Genomic DNA, 17,325 nt, shown 5'->3' on the forward strand with positions numbered 1-17,325 from the left:
TCACCTTTTTTCAAGTCATCTGTTCTCGTACGACTCGGGAAGCCGCGAACCCCGCGTCTGCAAAGGCACCACGACGTTTGCTACTTGTCCCATTTGTGCGTGCGAAAAATTACCTGTCGCGTTGGAATGGCTGAACCGCCGGTGAACCAAGCGCAGAAAATGGCATCGCAAATGGGGGCCGAATTGCGCTGTCTGGTGCCCGCCGGGCATCCTCAAGCGCAGGGACCAATGGCAAAGTTGCAGGTACCGCTACCGACCCTCGGCGGATGACGCCACACCGAACCGGGTGCTCGCAGCGCTATACTCCCCGGCCATATGACCAATTCGACTAACTACAAGGACTCGCCCATGAAAGCGTTCGGCAAAATCCTGGGTCTGGTACTTCTCGGGCTGTTGCTGATCATTGTGGCGGCAGGTTTTGCCCTGACCCACCTCTTCGATCCCAACGACTACAAAGACGAGATCCGCCAGATAGCCCGCGACAAGGCCCACATCGAGCTGACGCTCAATGGCGATATCGGCTGGAGCCTGTTCCCGTGGCTCGGCCTGGAATTGCACGAGGCCAGCGTCGCCACCCTGGCCAAGCCTGCCGAACCGTTTGCCGACTTGCAGATGCTCGGCCTGTCCGTGCGCGTGCTGCCGCTGTTGCGCCGCGAAGTGCAGATGAGCGACGTGCGCGTCGAGGGCCTCAACCTGCGTCTGAACCGTGACAAGAACGGCCACGGCAACTGGGAAGACATCGGCAAAGTCCCAGCGGCGCCCGGCAGCACTGCGCCCGCCGCACCGGGCGCGACCGCCAGCGAGCCGACCGTCGCCGTGGAAAAACCGGCACAGCCGATCCGCCTCGACATCGATAGCCTGACCGTGAACAACGCCCGCGTTGAATACACCGATGAGCTGACCGGCAAGCAGTTCAGTGCCGAAAGCATTCAACTGAGCACCGGTCCGGTACACGATTCGACCAATATCCCGGTGAAAGCCACCGCGTTCCTCGGCACCAACCAACCGGTGCTGCGCGTGCGCACCGAGCTCAACGGCGAGCTGCGCTTCGAGCGCGCCCTGCAGCGCTACAAGTTCGAGGACCTGAAGCTGACCGGCGAGCTCGCTGGCGATCCGCTGCAAGGCAAGACCATGACCTTCTCCGCTCAGGGCCAGTTATTGCTGGACAAGGCAGCGAACGTCGCCGAATGGACCGGCATCAAGATCTCCGCCAACCAGTTGCGCGCCCTGGGCGAGCTGAAAGCCAACGACCTCGACAAGACGCCACAGATCAGCGGCGGCATTTCCATTGCCCAGTTCGATCTGGCGAAATTCGTCGACAGCATCGGTCAGACACTGCCGGCGATGGGCGAAGGCAGCCTGAGCAAGGTCGAACTGGTCAGCCGCGTTGCGGCCACCCCAACCAGCCTGTCGTTCGACAACATCAACCTGAAACTCGATGACAGCAGCTTCAGCGGCCGCATCGCCGTCGAGGACTTCGCCAAACAGTCGCTGCGCGCGATTCTCAAGGCCGACACGTTCAACGTCGACCGCTACCTGCCACCGAAATCGGCTCAGGCCAATAGCGCGACGCAGACGCGTCAGGCCGAAGTCGCCAGCACTGAGGCCGGTGCCGTCGCAGGCACCACGCCGCTGCCGGACAAACCGAGCAAGACCGCCTGGAGCACCGAGCGTCTGCTGCCGGTCGAACGCCTGGCCAAACTCGACGTGGACGCCGACCTGACCTTCGGCCAACTGACCCTCGACAAACTGCCGATCCAGAACGCCGCGCTCAAAGCCACCGGCCAGGGCGGCCTGCTGACGCTGGCTAACCTGAGCGGTGATCTGTACAACGGCGGCTTCGTCGCCAACGGCACTCTCGACGTGCGCCCGAGCGCGCCGGTGCTGAACCTGCAGACCCGGCTCAATCGCGTCCCGGCGGAAAAAATCATCGAAAGCCAAGGCAAGAATCCGCCGGTCAAAGGTCTGGTAACGCTGACCAGCAGCCTCACCGGCAGCGGCAACAGCCAGCAGGCGCTGATCGATACGCTCAACGGCAACGCCAGTTTCGTCATCAACAATGGTGTGCTGCTCAACGCCAACCTTGAACAGCAATTGTGCAAAGGCATCGCCACCCTCAACCGCAAATCCCTCAGCGGCGAGCCACGGGGCAAGGACACGCCGTTCGAGGAGCTCAAGGGCAACCTGACCGTACACAACGGCGTCGCCAGCAACCCGGACCTGAAAGTGCGCATTCCCGGCATGACCGTCAACGGTGACGGCGACATCGACCTGCGCGTTTTGGGTATGGATTACCGCGTCGGCATCATCGTCGAGGGCGACACCAGCGCCATGCCCGACCCGGCCTGTCAGGTCGGCGAGAAGTTCGTCGGCATCGAGTGGCCGCTGCGCTGCCGTGGCCCGCTGGAACTGGGCGCCAAGGCCTGCCGCATCGACAATGACCGTCTCGGTCAGGTCGCCAGCAAGATGGCCGGCAACAAGCTCAGCGAGAAAATCGACGAAAAACTGGGCGACAAAGTCAGCCCGGAACTGAAAAACGCGTTGAAGGGGCTGTTCAAGCGATGACAGCGGAGCAGTTTTCCACGGCGGTGCTGGAGTGGTTCGACCGACATGGCCGCCACGATTTGCCGTGGCAGCAGGACATCAATCCGTACCGGGTCTGGGTATCCGAGATCATGTTGCAGCAGACTCAGGTCAGCACCGTGCTCAATTACTTCGAGCGCTTCATGGCAGCCCTGCCGACGGTCGAAGCGCTGGCCGCAGCGCCGGAAGACGAGGTGCTGCACCTGTGGACCGGGCTGGGTTATTACACTCGCGCTCGCAATCTGCAGAAGACCGCGAAGATTGTCGTCAGCCAGTACGCTGGCGAATTCCCGCGTGACGTGGAAAAACTCACCGAGCTGCCAGGCATCGGCCTGTCCACCGCCGGCGCGATCGCCAGCATCAGCATGGGCCTGCGCGCGCCGATCCTCGACGGCAACGTCAAACGTGTGCTCGCGCGCTTCACCGCGCAAGAGGGCTACCCCGGCGAACCGAAGGTCGCCAAGCAGCTATGGGCCAACGCCGAGCGCTTCACCCCGCACGATCGGGTCAACGCCTACACCCAGGCGATGATGGATCTCGGCGCCACACTCTGCACGCGCAGCAAGCCGAGCTGCCTGCTGTGTCCGCTCAAGCGTGGCTGTGAAGCGCACATGCTTGGCCTGGAAACCCGCTACCCGATTCCCAAGCCACGCAAAGCCATCCCGCAGAAACGCACGCTGATGCCAATGCTCGCCAACGGCGAAGGTGCGATTCTGCTTTACCGCCGCCCGTCGACGGGACTGTGGGGCGGTTTGTGGAGCCTGCCAGAACTGGATGATCTGGAAGATCTGCAGCATCTGGCCGATCAGCACTCGCTGACCATGGGCCAGCAGCAGGCGCTGCCGAGCCTCGTCCATACGTTCAGCCATTTCCAGTTGTCCATCGAACCGTGGCTGGTTCAGGTGCAGGAAGCCAGCCATCACGTGGCCGAGGCCGACTGGCTCTGGTATAACCTCGCCACCCCGCCGCGCCTGGGCCTTGCTGCCCCGGTCAAGACCTTGCTCGAACGCGCGGCCGCCGTCTTGAATGCAGGAGAATCGCCATGACCCGCACCGTAATGTGCCGCAAGTACAAAGAAGAACTGCCCGCGCTGGAACGCGCCCCGTTCCCGGGTGCCAAGGGCCAGGATATTTTCGACCACGTCTCGGCGAAGGCCTGGGCCGACTGGCAGAAACACCAGACCCTGCTGATCAACGAAAAGCGCCTGAACATGATGAACCCCGAAGATCGCAAATTCCTTCAGGGCGAAATGGACAAGTACTTCTCCGGCGAGGAATACGCCAAGGCCGAAGGCTACGTGCCGCCATCCGAATAACCCGGGGTTTTCGTAAGCGACGGAATTAATTTAAGAAATTTTCAAAAAGTCGTTGACGTAAATCCGAAAAACCCTTTTAATGCGCCCCGTTGCCCAGATAGCTCAGTCGGTAGAGCAGGGGATTGAAAATCCCCGTGTCGGCGGTTCGATTCCGTCTCTGGGCACCAAATACCGAAAACCCTGAATCGCAAGATTCAGGGTTTTTTTATGTCCGGGATTTGATGAACACTGCTTACCCCTTACGGAAAAGGGCCATCACTCGATGAATCAGAAACGAACCCGCGTCCTCCTGCCCCATCCCCCGCCGTATCGGCAAAGCCGCTTGAGTTATTGGCTGACCGTCCTCGCCGGTGTGCTGATTGCCATTGCCGTCTGCCTTTCAATCTACATGCTGATCGAAAGCTGGATCAGCGGCTCCATTACCACCAACAATCGTGGGCCGCGCAGCACCTACACCTTGGCACTGCAACCTCGGCGATACTGGTTCGAGTTCGTTTGGCAGAGCTTCTGGACGGCATTCATGCTGGCCATTGGTGTGTTTGGGTTGTGGATTTATCGCAAAGGGCGAGGTCGTGAGCAGAGGCCGAAGGGCAAGCGCTCGCGATGATGCGATTGACTGGGCAAAAGTACGAAATGGACTACGGACATTTACCCCGTTACGCGCCTTCCGGCGGCAGCGTCCTGCAACGCCAATCCCGCGTTTCCTTCCGAACTCGCAGGTTCGCCCGACATACCTGCGTCGCCATTCCCGGCATGCTTGCGCCTCTGTTTCCAGAATGCGGAAGACCCGATGAGCCAGCTAAAACCTGCTGAAACCCAAGACCCGAAAATCGATTCACTGCTGGGCGAACTGGGCGACCTGATTCGCCAGGCGCGGCAAAAAGTGCTACGCGCGGTCGACACGATCCAAGTGCAGACCTGTTGGCAAATCGGCCGGCATATCGTCGAATTCGAACAAAAAGGCGCTCAGCGTGCGGGTTACGGAAAACAACTGATTGCCCTGTTGGCAAAGGATCTGACTGGGCAGTTCGGGAAAGGGTTCGACGAAACCAACTTGTGGAAGATGCGCCTGTTTTATCAAAAATTTTCAATTCGAGACGCACTGCGTCCCGAATTGAGCTGGACCCACTACCGCCGCCTGCTACGCGTCGAAAGCGAGAAAGCGCGCCTGTGGTACATGAACGAATGCGCCGACCTCAACTGGTCAAGCCGTGCCCTTGATCGTCAGATCCTGACGCTCTACTACGAGCGCCTGCTGATGAGTCAGGACAAAGCCGAGGTGGTCGAGGAAGCCACGACCAACATCGACGCGATGAAATGCAATCCGCGGGAATTCATTCGCGACCCAGTCATGCTCGAATTTCTCGGCCTGCCCTCGGCAGGCAAAGTCAGGGAAAGCGGCCTCGAACAAGCCCTGATCGACCACTTGCAAAGCTTTCTGCTTGAACTTGGCAAAGGCTTTTCCTTTGTTGCCCGCCAACAACGCATCAGCACTGATGGCGTCGACCTCTATATCGACCTGGTCTTCTACAACTACCTGCTCAAGTGCTTCGTGATCATCGACCTGAAACGCGGCAAGCTCAGTGCTCGCGATGTCGGGCAGATGGACATGTATGTGCGCATGTATGACGAGCTCAAACGCAGCGAGGGTGACAAGCCAACCGTCGGCATCATTCTCAGCGCGGAGAGCAATGACTCGGTGGCGCGCTACTCCATGCTCAAAGGCAATGAGCAACTGTTCGCCAGCAGCTACAAGACCATACTGCCGAGCGAAGAAGAGTTACGTGCCGAACTCAACCGCGAACAGGCGTTGATCGAAGAACGCATGCTCACTCAATCCGAATGAACCGGCCGGATTGTTCTTGATCAGCGCGGCGACTAAGGTGGGCAGCTAACCACCGAGGTCAAGCGCCATGGGCAGTCAGCCCCCATTTGAGTTGGAAGACGCAGAGTTGAGCCAACCAGTTTCGACTGCAGCTGAAGACACGTCCTTCAAGGAAACTGCCGACGACGGCTACGCACTCGGCGGCTTCACCTGGCGCCATAGTTCGCACGATCCACAGCGCTCGGTGGTCATCATCAACGCCGCCACCTCCGTGCGCTGTCGCCATTACTCAAGGTTCGCAGCCTATCTGTTCAGTCACGGCTTCGACGTGATGACCTACGACTACCGGGGCATTGGCGAATCACGCCGCGAATCGATCAAAGGGCTACGTGCCACGTGGAGCGACTGGGGCGCGCTGGATTTCGAAGCGATGCTCAAACGGGCGCAGCGGGAGTTTCCCGGTCAGCCAATCGATGTAGTCGCCCATAGTTTCGGCGGCTGCGCGGCAGGCCTGGCAGCGTCGGGCACGGTCATCCGACGGCTGGTTACCGTCGGTGCGCAGTTCGCTTACTGGCGCGATTACGCCCCCGAACAGCGCTGGCGGATGTTCGGCAAGTGGCATGTGGTCATGCCTTTGATGGCGCTGCTCTGCGGCTATTTTCCAGGCAAACGGCTAGGTTGGCTGGAGGACACGCCAACCGGCGTGGTCCGCGACTGGAGCATGCCCACCGCACATTACGAGCAACGCCCAAGCGGTCGCGCGCTGATGAAAAAAACAGGCGCCCTGCCCTTCGCCGACGTCCGCGCGCAGACCCTCGCAATCAGCCTCGCCGATGATCCTTACGGCACAATCCCTGCGATCGAACGCCTGCTCGGCTACTTCAGCAACGCGACAAAAACTCACCTGCGCATCGCGCCGCAGGACATCGGCGAACAACAAGTCGGACATTTCGGCTTTTTTCGCAGCGCATACCAAGCCACACTATGGCCCATCGCTCTGACCTGGCTGCAGAACGGCGCGCTGGCCCCCGACACACCCGGCCGGCAAGTCCCGCGCAGTTGAGCCCTTCTCCACGCACGACGGAACACTCCATGGCCTCCGCCAACAAGCAGCAAAAACGCGCCACCCGAGCCAAAGCCAAGGCCAAGCAGAACCGCACCAAACGCGCCGAAGCGCCGGTCGAGCTGGACCCGAACGATGACCGCATCGATTTCGAATCGGTGGACCTGACCGAACTGTTCAAGAAAATGATCGACGCCGAGAAGATCAGCCAGCAAGCCATGTGCAGCGCGTTCCTCGAAGACCCGCTGCTGGAACTGGTGTACGAGCAGGAAGGCGAAGAAGGCGCGATGGATTTCATCCTCGCCGCGCTGATCGAGTATCGCCAGTGGTCGCAGGAAACCGACGAGGCTGGCGCACTGGCGTGGATCGAATCCCCGGCATTCCAGGCTGACTATGTAGCGGCATCCGACGCGATCGCGGCACAAACCCAACAGAAGAACTGAGCTCCCATGGCATCCCTGAACAAGCAACAGAAACGCGCCAAACGCGCCAAGGCCAAAGCCAAGCAAATCCGCATGGTCGGGCGCAAACCGCTGGATCAGGACGAAGACCTCGGCCACCTCGCCGAGCCGATTCCGGAATACACCCTGGCGATGTTCAGCAAAATGCGCGACGCCGAAGCCGTCAGCCGCAACGAAATGTTGCTGACCCTGCTGCGCGAACTGGCCTTCATCATCGTCGACCATCCTGAACTGCTCGACATGGAAAACGCCGACAACGAAGGCATGGCCGCCACCCACCTCGCCGCCGACATGCTCATCGACTACCGCATGTGGGCCGACGGCATGACCATCGAACAGGCCCAGGCCTGGCTGAGCGAGCCGCAGTTCATCACCGATTTCGGGGTGGCGCTGGATGCTTATGGGAAGTCGGTAGACACCCAGGAAGACAAGAGCGAATAAGCCCTTCTCAGAAACCAAAACGGCCGCTAGTCACCCTGACAGCGGCCGTTTTCACATCACGCGTTGCGACTCAGTTCAACACCACCGCACCACGCTTTTCCATCTTGCGACGACGCGACACCAGCAGACCGGCAGCCACCACCATCAGGCTCAGCAGACCGGTGGCGAGGATTTCCACGCGGTGGGCTTCCTGGAACAGCATGATGGTCAGCGCGGCGACGATGAAGATGATCACCGCCCAGGTCAGCCCGGGGAACAGCCACATGCTGAAGACGATTTTCTCGCCGCGCGCCATGCGCTGCTTGCGCATGCGCAGTTGCGAGAAGGCGATCACCAGGTACACCAGCAGGGCGATGGCGCCAGAGCTGGCCAGCAGGAATTCGAACACCGCGGCCGGAGCGACATAGTTGGCGAAGGTGCAGAGGAACGCTGCGCCGGTCGACAGCATCACCGCCCAGTAAGGCGTGCCGCTCTTGTTGGTGCGGGTCGACATGGCCGGGGCGTCGCCACGCTTGCCGAGCGAGAACAGCATGCGCGAGGAGGTGTACAGCGCCGAGTTCAGGCAACTGGTCACCGCGACCAGCACGACGATATCGACAATCATCTTGGCGTTGGGAATGCCCATGCGCTCAAGCACTGTCTGATAGGAACCGAGGTTGGCCAGGGTAGGATCGTTCCACGGCACCAGCGCCACCACGATGAAAATCGAAACCAGATAGAACAGACCGATCCGCCAGATCACCGAGTTGGTCGCCTTGGAGATCTGCTTGCCTGGGTCCTTCGATTCCGCCGCCGCGATGGTGACGATCTCGGTGCCCATGAACGAGAACATGGTGGTCAGGATCGCGCCCAGTACAGCGCCCATGCCGTTGGGCAGGAAGCCACCGCTGTCGAACAGATGCGACACACCGCTGACCTGACTGGTCGGCAGGAAGCCAAAAATCGCCGCCAGACCGAGGCCGATGAAGCCGATGATCGCCAGCACCTTGATCAGGGCGAACCAGAACTCGAACTCGCCGTAATTCTTCACGCTGAACAGGTTGGTCACGGTCAGCAGCAGGGTGATGACCAGCGCGAAAGCCCAGATATCCACGCCCGGGAACCATGCGTGCAGAATCGTTGCGGCGGCGTTGGCTTCCAGCGGAATCACCAGCACCCAGAACCACCAGTACAACCAGCCGATGGTGAAACCGGCCCAGTGACCGATCGCGCGGTCAGCGTAAGTCGAAAACGAACCGGTGTCCGGCGAAGCCACGGCCATTTCGCCGAGCATGCGCATCACCAACACAACCAGAGTACCGGCGGCGGCGTAAGCCAGCAGCACGGCCGGGCCAGCGGCAGCGATGGCGTGGCCGGAGCCGACGAACAGACCGGCGCCGATCACACCGGCGATCGACAACATGGTCACATGACGCGGTTTGAGCCCCTGTTCGAGGCCTGTGGAGCTTGGGGTACTGCTCATAGAGACTACCTTTGCAAGGAAAGCGAGTGCATCCGGCGCGTCTGAAAATTCTTTCTCGTAAAAAGAATCCAACGGCCTGTTCCTTATTTTGCACGCAATATTTGCGCCAAAATGTTTCAGGTCCTTGAGTGCCGGGGGCCCCGGCATCCGATGCAAGTCCTTGAGTTTAATGGCTATTCGCCAGAACGTTACCCGGCGACTCACTTTCAAGACGAATCCGCGCACCAGAAACACACAGAAAAAGTGTGCGACGCACAGAAAAAGGGCGAATAAGGAACGTTCGGCCGGATAGCGCTTCCAACACCCCGTCAAAGCTGGCAACATCGCGCCTTTTTTTACGCGGCACCCACGGGTTTGCACGATCAAACACCCGTTCGGTTGTTGATGGGGCGACAGTCTGCTGCGCCGATGCGACAACCCGCCACATGCCACCCGTTTACCGCTCGTAGCGCTGTTGGCTGCCATTGAAACGCTATGCTAGCTTGGCCGCCTCGCCAGGAAGGCCCGCCAACAGCAGGAGCGCAACATATATGAGGAACGCACATGGCTGAGGCCACGCCCGCGCTTGAAATCCGCAACTTGCACAAACGCTACGGACAGCTGGAGGTGCTCAAAGGCATCTCGCTGACCGCCCGCGACGGCGACGTGATCTCGATCCTCGGCTCTTCCGGTTCCGGCAAGTCCACGTTCCTGCGTTGCATCAACCTGTTGGAAAACCCGCACCAGGGCCAGATCCTGGTGGCCGGTGAAGAACTCAAGCTCAAAGCCGCGAAGAACGGCGAATTGGTCGCTGCTGACGGCAAGCAGATCAATCGCCTGCGCTCGGAGATTGGTTTTGTATTTCAAAACTTTAATCTGTGGCCGCACATGAGCGTGCTCGACAACGTCATCGAAGCCCCGCGCCGCGTGCTCGGCCAGAGCAAGGCCGAGGCCATCGAAGTCGCCGAAGCGTTGCTGGCCAAGGTCGGCATCGCTGACAAGCGCCACGCCTACCCGGCGCAATTGTCCGGTGGTCAGCAACAACGCGCCGCCATCGCCCGCACGCTGGCGATGCAACCGAAGGTGATCCTGTTCGACGAACCCACCTCCGCCCTTGACCCGGAAATGGTTCAGGAAGTACTTAGTGTCATCCGCGCATTGGCCGAAGAAGGCCGCACTATGCTGCTCGTGACCCACGAAATGGGCTTCGCCCGCCAGGTTTCCAGCGAAGTGGTGTTCCTTCATCAGGGCCTTATAGAAGAGCAAGGATCGCCACAGCAGGTGTTTGATAACCCGCTTTCGGCGCGCTGCAAACAATTCATGTCCAGCAACCGCTAACGGAGCAACATGCATGCAGAATTTCAAAAAGGTCTTCCTGGCTGCCGCCGTCACCTTGGCGTTCAGCGCAGGTGCCATGGCTGAGACCCTGAAAATGGGCATCGAAGCGGCCTATCCGCCGTTCAACAACAAAGACGCCAGCGGCCAGGTTGTCGGCTTCGACAAGGAAATCGGCGACGCCCTGTGCGCGAAGATGAAAGTCGAGTGCACCGTCGTGACGTCCGACTGGGACGGCATCATCCCGGCCCTGAATGCGAAGAAGTTCGACTTCCTGATCTCCTCGCTGTCGATCACCGACGAGCGCAAGGGCGCGGTGGACTTCACCGACCCGTACTACTCGAACAAGCTGCAGTTCATTGCACCGAAAAACGTCGATTTCAAAACCGACAAGGACTCGCTCAAAGGCAAGAAGATCGGTACCCAGCGCGCGACGCTGGCCGGCACCTGGCTGGAAGACACCTACGGCGATGACATCTCGGTCAGCCTCTACGACACCCAGGAAAACGCCTACCTCGACCTGACCTCGGGTCGTGTCGACGCCATCCTCGCCGACAAGTACGCCAACTATGACTGGCTGAAAACCGACGCCGGCAAGAGCTACGAGTTCAAGGGCGACCCGGTAGTGGAAAGCGACAAGATCGGCATCGCCGTGCGCAAGGGTGATCCTCTGCGCGAGAAGCTGAACGCCGCACTGAAGGAAATCGTCGCTGACGGTACCTATAAGAAAATCAACGACAAGTACTTCCCGTTCAGCATCTATTGATCTGACCTGTGGGACTGGCGCTGTGACCAAGCGGCGCCGGCTCCCGACTTTGCCTGCCGCAATTTGAACAGAAACCCATGATTATCGACCTCTACGGATTCGGCCCGGCGCTCGCCGCTGGCGCGCTGATGACCGTCCAACTGGCTCTTACGGCCTTGTGCCTGGGCCTGGTGCTCGGCCTGCTCGGCGCCTTGGCCAAGACTTCCCCGTACAAGCCGCTGCAATGGCTTGGCGGCACTTATTCGACGCTGGTCCGTGGCGTCCCGGAATTGCTCTGGGTGCTGTTGATCTACTTCGGTACGGTCAACCTGATGCGCGCCCTCGGTGAGTATTTCGGCAACCCCGACCTGCAACTCAATGCATTTGCCGCCGGTGTGATCGCACTGGGCCTGTGCTTCGGCGCCTACGCCACGGAAGTGTTTCGCGGCGCGATCCTCGCCATTCCCAAGGGCCATCGTGAGGCCGGCCAGGCCCTGGGCCTGTCGAAATGGCGGATCTTCACCCGCCTGATCATGCCGCAGATGTGGCGCATCGCCCTGCCCGGGCTGGGCAATCTGTTCATGATTTTGATGAAAGATACCGCGCTTGTTTCCGTGATCGGCCTGGAAGAAATCATGCGTCACGCGCAAATCGGCGTGACCGTGTCGAAACAGCCGTTCACCTTCTATATGGTCGCGGCCGTCATGTATCTGGGCCTGACGGTACTGGCGATGACCGGCATGCACTTTCTGGAAAAACGCGCCGCTCGCGGCTTTGCGAGGAGCGCGCAATGAACTGGGAAGTCATTATCAAGTGGCTGCCGAAACTGGCGCAGGGCGCGACCCTGACGCTGGAACTGGTCGCCATTGCGGTCATCGCCGGCCTGCTGCTCGCCATTCCGCTGGGCATCGCGCGGTCTTCGAAGCGCTGGTACGTGCGCTCGCTGCCTTACGCCTACATCTTCTTTTTCCGCGGTACACCGTTACTGGTGCAGCTGTTTCTGGTCTATTACGGCCTGGCGCAGTTCGACGCGGTGCGTGAAAGCGCATTGTGGCCGTACCTGCGCGATCCGTTCTGGTGTGCAACCGTGACCATGACGCTGCATACGGCGGCGTACATCGCTGAAATCCTGCGCGGCGCGATTCAGGCAATTCCACCCGGTGAAATCGAAGCCGCCCGTGCCTTGGGCATGTCCCGGCCCAAAGCGATGTTCTACATCATCCTGCCTCGTGCAGCACGGATCGGCCTGCCGGCCTACAGCAACGAAGTGATCCTGATGCTCAAGGCCAGTGCCCTGGCCAGCACGGTGACCCTGCTGGAACTGACCGGCATGGCGCGCACGATCATCGCGCGCACTTATCTGCCGGTTGAGATCTTCTTTGCCGCGGGCGTGTTATATCTGGTCATGGCTTACGTGCTGGTTCGCGGCTTCAAGCTGCTGGAGCGCTGGCTGCGCGTCGATGCCTGCCAAGGCCGCTGATACTTCCCACGTGCTGACGGGCGAGGCCCTACTCGCCCGCTTCCGCGCGCTGGATGCTTTTTTGATCAAGCATCAGGCGCTTTGGAAACCTCGTCCGTTTACGCATCTTTCGCTTCCTTGGGAAACGTCCTACCCCGAGTTGTCTTCGTGGCTACGCGGGCGGTCACTGGGCGACGCAGAGAACGCTCATAACCAGCCTGCTGATCTTGCCGATGCGCCTGAGCCGTTCGCGTCATTGGCAAAGTTATCGGCAAAATTGAGTGCGGTCGGTTCGCTGCCGGGGCATGCGCTTGAAACCGCCGGCCACCGCTTGAATGTCGATGTGCCGGGGCGCAAATGGCAACAGATCGAGGCGTTTGCCAGCCGTTTGGCTTTTTCATCGCAGCCGACGCATTGGCTGGACTGGTGTTCGGGCAAAGGTCATCTGGGCCGGCGGTTGCTCAACGCAGGACAGCAACTGACGTGTGTCGAGTACGATCCTGCGTTGGTTGCCAGCGGTCAGGCACTGAGTCGGCGCCACCATTTGCATGCTCTGCACATCGAACAGGACGCGCTGGCGGCCGACGCATCCGCCGTGTTGAACGCTGCGCACACCCCCGTCGCGCTCCACGCTTGCGGCGATCTGCATGTCCGCTTGATGCAACTGGCCAGCGCGACCGGGTGCCAGCAGATGGCGATTGCGCCGTGTTGCTACAACCGCACCGTCCACAGCGAATATCAGGCACTGTCCTCCAACGGCCTGCGATCTTGCCTACGGGTATCGCGGGAAGATCTGGCACTGCCGATGAGCGAAACCGTCACCGCCGGTGCACGAGTCCGACGCCAGCGCGACACGTCCATGGCGCGACGACTGGCCTTCGACTTGCTGCAACGGCAGTTGCGTGGCGTTGACGAATACTTGCCCACCCCGTCATTGCCGAGCGCCTGGCTGGATAAACCGTTCGCTGACTACTGCCGCGATCTCGCCGCTCTCAAAGACTTATCCACAACCGGCTCGACGGATTGGGAGCATTTGGAAACCGCCGGTTGGCAACGTCTGGCCGAAGCTCGCAACCTGGAATTGCTGCGCGGGCTATTCCGCCGGCCACTGGAGCTTTGGCTGAATCTGGATCGCGCGCTTTTTCTGGTCGAGCAAGGCTATGCCGTGCGTCTGGGCACATTCTGCGAAACGGCGCTGACGCCGCGTAATCTGCTGCTTTTGGCCGAGCGCGGATAACAGCCCGCCAACCTGTGGATAACTCTGTTGATGAAATTTACGCGGATCCAATATCACCGCCTGTTTCGGCCCTTGTGCTGCTCTGGTCATTTTTTGTTCACATAGATTAAAAACCGGCAAAACAGCGATTTGCATACAAAATGGAGAATGCCTGCTAAAAAACCGGACTAAGTCGGTGACCAAGGCTTCCCGTTGTGCATAAGCCGCCAATCAAACGGCATAACCGCCGAATACCGGGCATCCAAAGTGAATAATTGCGAGCATCCGCCAGCCTTGCTATACAAAGCCTCACCGCCTCGCCGGCACATGCCTGAACAATAAAAAATCGACCGACAGGAAGCGACCGTGACGTTCATCTCCTATGCACAGAACTTCGAAGACGTCCGCCTGTGGCGCGCGCTCAAGCAGTTCGAACACGGATTCTACATCGACGTCGGCGCCAACGACCCGAACCACGACTCGGTCACCAAAGCGTTCTACGATCATGGATGGCACGGAATCAACGTCGAACCGATGCAGGATTATTACGACGCGCTCTGCCAGCAACGCCCGCGCGACACCACCGTGCAATGCATCGCCAGCGACCAGCCCGGCGCCGTAACCTTCTACGGCATCCCGGACACCGGCCTGTCCACCGCCGACCCCGTCGTTGCCCAACAACGCAAAGACCTCGGCATGACCGTGCAGAGCTTTACGGTCGAGGCCCGCACACTCACCTCGCTCTGCGAACAACACGCCCCCGACCGCCCAATCCACTTCCTCAAGATCGACGTCGAAGGCCACGAAGAAACCGTCCTGCGCGGCATGGACTTCAACCGCTTCCGCCCCTGGATCATCCTCATCGAAACCCCATGGCTGCGCGATCACACCTGGGAACACCTGGTCACCGATGCCGGCTACCAATCAATCCTGTTCGATGGCCTCAACACCTGGTTCCTCGCCAACGAACACCTCAACCTCAAACCCGCGTTCGACATCCCGCCCTGCAACCTCGACAACTTCCAGCTCTGCCGCGGCCACGCCCTTGCGCATCCACTCAGCCCCGACGAGCCCGACACCGCCAGACAACTCGCCGACGCCCTGCATCGCGCCGAACAGGTTGAAAGCCAACTGCATGCACTGCAAAACAGCCGCACAGTGCGAGCACTGCGGAAGCTGCGAAACGTACTGCGCAGAGCGTGATATGCGGCAACGCAAAAATAGTCTGAATTCAGGGGTTTACAGGATCTTCCCAATCGCTATAATCGTCGCCCACACGCCGGTATAGCTCAGTTGGTAGAGCAACTGACTTGTAATCAGTAGGTCCCGGGTTCGACTCCTGGTGCCGGCACCATATAAATCAAAGGCTTGCAGCGATGCAGGCCTTTGTTTTTTGCGCTACACGTAACATCGCACGTAACACCAGTGTTTTCGAGACGGCATGTTAGGGATTGACATCAGGTGACGCTATGAAATGGCGAGTTTTCGACTGGAAGTTTATCCTCACCCTTGCCGTGGCGATTCTCGGCATTGTTGTGCCGTTGGTTTGGCAGTCCGACCTGTCCTCTAAGAGTATGGAGCTACGCCTGAGCTCAAGTACCTCACTTGAACCGGCGTCGAAAATTTTGGATTTGCAGGTCGTGTTAGACGGCAAAAAGCTAGAATCTCCTTACTCCTCATCTCTGGAGCTTGTTAATACAGGATCCAAGACTGTGTTGAGCTCCGACTTCGACAAGCCTATTGAAATCCTTATCGGTGATGGCGCAAAGCTAGTCACAGCGCGGATCACAGACACCACTCCCCACGACATTCCTGCAGAAATAACCCTATCGGGGAATGTAATACGGATTGCGCCGCACCTTTCTAATCCCAAGGACTCCATCTCCCTTAGCATCATCACCTCAGGTGAGAAGCCTGTTTACAGCGCCCGGGCACGGATAGCGGGCATTCAACATATTTCCTTTGCAGACCTGACTCTCCCCAAGCCGATCTACATTCGATACCTGAAGCCAGTCTTGAACGGGGTGGCCGGGTGGGGACTTTTGTGCCTGACAGTACTGTTTAGCCTCGTCCACTTCGAAAGGCCAACGTTCGGAGTACCCAAGGTTGTATCCCTTTTCGTAGGACTAGTTTCGTATTTTAGTGCAATGCAACTGGTGGGAAACGCCGTGGGCGAGTTGGTTTTGCGGAATCAATGGGGAATTTTTGTTGCAATCGCGGTTATATCAACCGCAACGGCTGTAGCGACCTGCCTGTTTCTACTTCGGCGCTGGACTCGCCAAGTACGCAGAATTCTCCTGGCTGCTAGCCCAGAGTTGGCAGACTCAAACCCCTCACCTGATCAACGTTGAAGCTCGCGGCTAAGGCTCGATCCGTGCCAATAGCGCTGTGTGATAGCTCAAATTTTTAGAGTCATTGCAATGTTAGCGGGTATGACGAAACGCCCCCTATGCGAGGCGAAAAAAAATAAGGTTGACCCCTCAAAAGCTTGTCAGTTTTGTCAGATTTCTATTCAACTACTCTCTATCCCTTATGATCAAAGGCTTTCAGCGCTTTTCATTAGTGTCAGAACCGTGTCAGTGACCCGTCAAAACCTGACAAAAGAGCAGTGTCAGTTTCAGTAATTTTAAACCATTGATTTATAAGGATTTTATTTTTCTTATGGCAGATCTGACACAAACATCCATCCTCAGTGTCAGAGCTGAAGCCCAGTAAATACGGGGTCTCCAGAGGATCAGCTGACGGATATCCATGATCTGACAGGGTTTTGAGGGTCAACCTAAATAAACTTCAACGAGGTGTCTCGAAGCTATCCTTCCAAATGCCCTAGCGCACACTGATCGAGAAGAATAAACATGCGTAATACAGCATCCCGAGCAGCACTACCTATCATTGAAATCATCAAGAAAAGCGCGGCTTGGGAGGTTCATTGGGATTACCAAGAAGCCCCCGAAAGCTCAATCCTATTCCAACGCGGCGAATACCTGCGCGGCTACATCGACGGCACCATGGACGACCTGGGCATTCATCCCGACAGTGTGTGCTGTGCCAGCGGACAAACCGGGACCGTAAAGAAGCTCAACGAAGACCAGGCTGTGAGGTTGCGCGATGCTTTGAACCGCGTGCTGATCCCGATAGTCACCAGGGAGTTCACGCGCCTTCAGAACATGAGCGACCTGCCCCACCTCAGAATGGTTGAGGCTGAGGAGGCATGAAACCCTATGAAACGCTGCGGCCCATCGGTAACCCTTGCTCCGCTGGGCTTGCAGTGAATTCGATCTCCCCCGCGCACAACAAATCTCCGCCTGAGAAAGAACGTCCGCGTTTTCGAAAACACACATAAATCCACGTTTTAAATATTTCCGCCCAATGAAACCGGGCACTCCAGCGTTATCCCTTTCCGGCGTGCCTATTACGTAGCTGTGCAACCGCACTGCATTT

17 protein-coding genes and 2 tRNA genes are annotated in these 17,325 nt (G+C 58.9%); 18 read left to right on the forward strand and 1 reads right to left on the reverse strand.

All coding sequences use genetic code 11. The features are described 5' to 3' along the window. Positions 1-348: 348 nt before the first annotated feature. The 9 genes from ACMYUN_RS12960 to ACMYUN_RS13000 all read left to right on the forward strand — a co-directional run bounded on the left by ACMYUN_RS12960 (position 349) and on the right by ACMYUN_RS13000 (position 7,688). Positions 349-2,565, forward strand: a complete 2,217-nt coding sequence (locus ACMYUN_RS12960; protein ID WP_415763901.1) for an AsmA family protein — start codon at positions 349-351, stop codon at positions 2,563-2,565. Then, positions 2,562-3,629 (forward strand): A/G-specific adenine glycosylase, encoded by a 1,068-nt coding sequence (mutY, locus tag ACMYUN_RS12965; protein ID WP_039756580.1) that lies wholly within the window; start codon positions 2,562-2,564, stop codon positions 3,627-3,629. The genes ACMYUN_RS12960 and mutY overlap by 4 nt, the downstream gene beginning before the upstream one ends. Then, complete coding sequence (locus ACMYUN_RS12970; protein WP_415763902.1) at positions 3,626-3,898, forward strand: oxidative damage protection protein; 273 nt, start codon at positions 3,626-3,628, stop codon at positions 3,896-3,898. The genes mutY and ACMYUN_RS12970 overlap by 4 nt, the downstream gene beginning before the upstream one ends. Before the next feature lie 91 nt (positions 3,899-3,989). After that, a tRNA-Phe gene (locus tag ACMYUN_RS12975) sits at positions 3,990-4,065 on the forward strand. Between the two features lie 95 nt (positions 4,066-4,160). Next, positions 4,161-4,505: a hypothetical protein gene (locus ACMYUN_RS12980; RefSeq protein ID WP_415763903.1), complete on the forward strand. Its 345-nt coding sequence runs from the start codon at positions 4,161-4,163 to the stop codon at positions 4,503-4,505. A 183-nt stretch (positions 4,506-4,688) separates the two neighbouring features. After that, positions 4,689-5,744: a PDDEXK nuclease domain-containing protein gene (locus tag ACMYUN_RS12985; RefSeq protein WP_310404261.1), complete on the forward strand. Its 1,056-nt coding sequence runs from the start codon at positions 4,689-4,691 to the stop codon at positions 5,742-5,744. Positions 5,745-5,850: 106 nt separating this feature from the next. Further along, positions 5,851-6,786, forward strand: a complete 936-nt coding sequence (locus ACMYUN_RS12990) for an alpha/beta fold hydrolase (RefSeq protein ID WP_415763904.1) — start codon at positions 5,851-5,853, stop codon at positions 6,784-6,786. A 29-nt stretch (positions 6,787-6,815) separates the two neighbouring features. Further along, entirely contained in the window at positions 6,816-7,229 is a 414-nt protein-coding gene (locus ACMYUN_RS12995) for a hypothetical protein (protein WP_236168218.1), read from the forward strand. Between the two features lie 6 nt (positions 7,230-7,235). Further along, positions 7,236-7,688 carry a hypothetical protein gene (locus ACMYUN_RS13000; RefSeq protein WP_129998312.1) on the forward strand — a complete coding sequence of 151 codons (453 nt, stop codon included), beginning with the start codon at positions 7,236-7,238 and terminating at the stop codon, positions 7,686-7,688. A gap of 70 nt (positions 7,689-7,758) precedes the next feature. Here ACMYUN_RS13000 and gabP read toward each other — a convergent pair whose 3' ends face one another. Then, positions 7,759-9,150, reverse strand: coding sequence for a GABA permease (gene gabP, locus ACMYUN_RS13005; protein WP_129998313.1), 1,392 nt, complete (start codon positions 9,148-9,150; stop codon positions 7,759-7,761). A 543-nt stretch (positions 9,151-9,693) separates the two neighbouring features. Between gabP and ACMYUN_RS13010 the strand changes: the two genes are divergently transcribed. From ACMYUN_RS13010 to ACMYUN_RS13050, 9 genes are all read left to right on the forward strand, one after another. Further along, positions 9,694-10,467, forward strand: a complete 774-nt coding sequence (locus ACMYUN_RS13010; RefSeq protein WP_024011209.1) for an ABC transporter ATP-binding protein — start codon at positions 9,694-9,696, stop codon at positions 10,465-10,467. Positions 10,468-10,480: 13 nt separating this feature from the next. Continuing rightward, positions 10,481-11,230 carry an ABC transporter substrate-binding protein gene (locus ACMYUN_RS13015; RefSeq protein WP_039756562.1) on the forward strand — a complete coding sequence of 250 codons (750 nt, stop codon included), beginning with the start codon at positions 10,481-10,483 and terminating at the stop codon, positions 11,228-11,230. 77 nt (positions 11,231-11,307) lie between these two features. Beyond that, on the forward strand, positions 11,308-12,003 hold the full coding sequence (locus tag ACMYUN_RS13020) for an ABC transporter permease (RefSeq protein ID WP_090288376.1): 696 nt from the start codon (positions 11,308-11,310) through the stop codon (positions 12,001-12,003). Beyond that, complete coding sequence (locus ACMYUN_RS13025; protein WP_415763905.1) at positions 12,000-12,689, forward strand: ABC transporter permease; 690 nt, start codon at positions 12,000-12,002, stop codon at positions 12,687-12,689. The genes ACMYUN_RS13020 and ACMYUN_RS13025 overlap by 4 nt, the downstream gene beginning before the upstream one ends. Next, positions 12,670-13,905 (forward strand): methyltransferase, encoded by a 1,236-nt coding sequence (locus tag ACMYUN_RS13030; protein ID WP_415763906.1) that lies wholly within the window; start codon positions 12,670-12,672, stop codon positions 13,903-13,905. The genes ACMYUN_RS13025 and ACMYUN_RS13030 overlap by 20 nt, the downstream gene beginning before the upstream one ends. Positions 13,906-14,250: 345 nt before the next feature. Next, a complete protein-coding gene (locus ACMYUN_RS13035) occupies positions 14,251-15,087 on the forward strand; it encodes an FkbM family methyltransferase (protein WP_415763907.1) in 837 nt (278 codons plus the stop codon). 75 nt (positions 15,088-15,162) lie between these two features. Then, a tRNA-Thr gene (locus ACMYUN_RS13040) sits at positions 15,163-15,238 on the forward strand. Between the two features lie 115 nt (positions 15,239-15,353). Then, a complete protein-coding gene (locus tag ACMYUN_RS13045) occupies positions 15,354-16,235 on the forward strand; it encodes a hypothetical protein (protein ID WP_415763908.1) in 882 nt (293 codons plus the stop codon). A 504-nt stretch (positions 16,236-16,739) separates the two neighbouring features. Beyond that, on the forward strand, positions 16,740-17,099 hold the full coding sequence (locus ACMYUN_RS13050) for a hypothetical protein (RefSeq protein ID WP_415763909.1): 360 nt from the start codon (positions 16,740-16,742) through the stop codon (positions 17,097-17,099). Positions 17,100-17,325 lie beyond the last annotated feature (226 nt).

The organism is Pseudomonas sp. CP4, from assembly GCF_047758505.1.
GTDB lineage: Bacteria > Pseudomonadota > Gammaproteobacteria > Pseudomonadales > Pseudomonadaceae > Aquipseudomonas > Aquipseudomonas fluorescens_AO.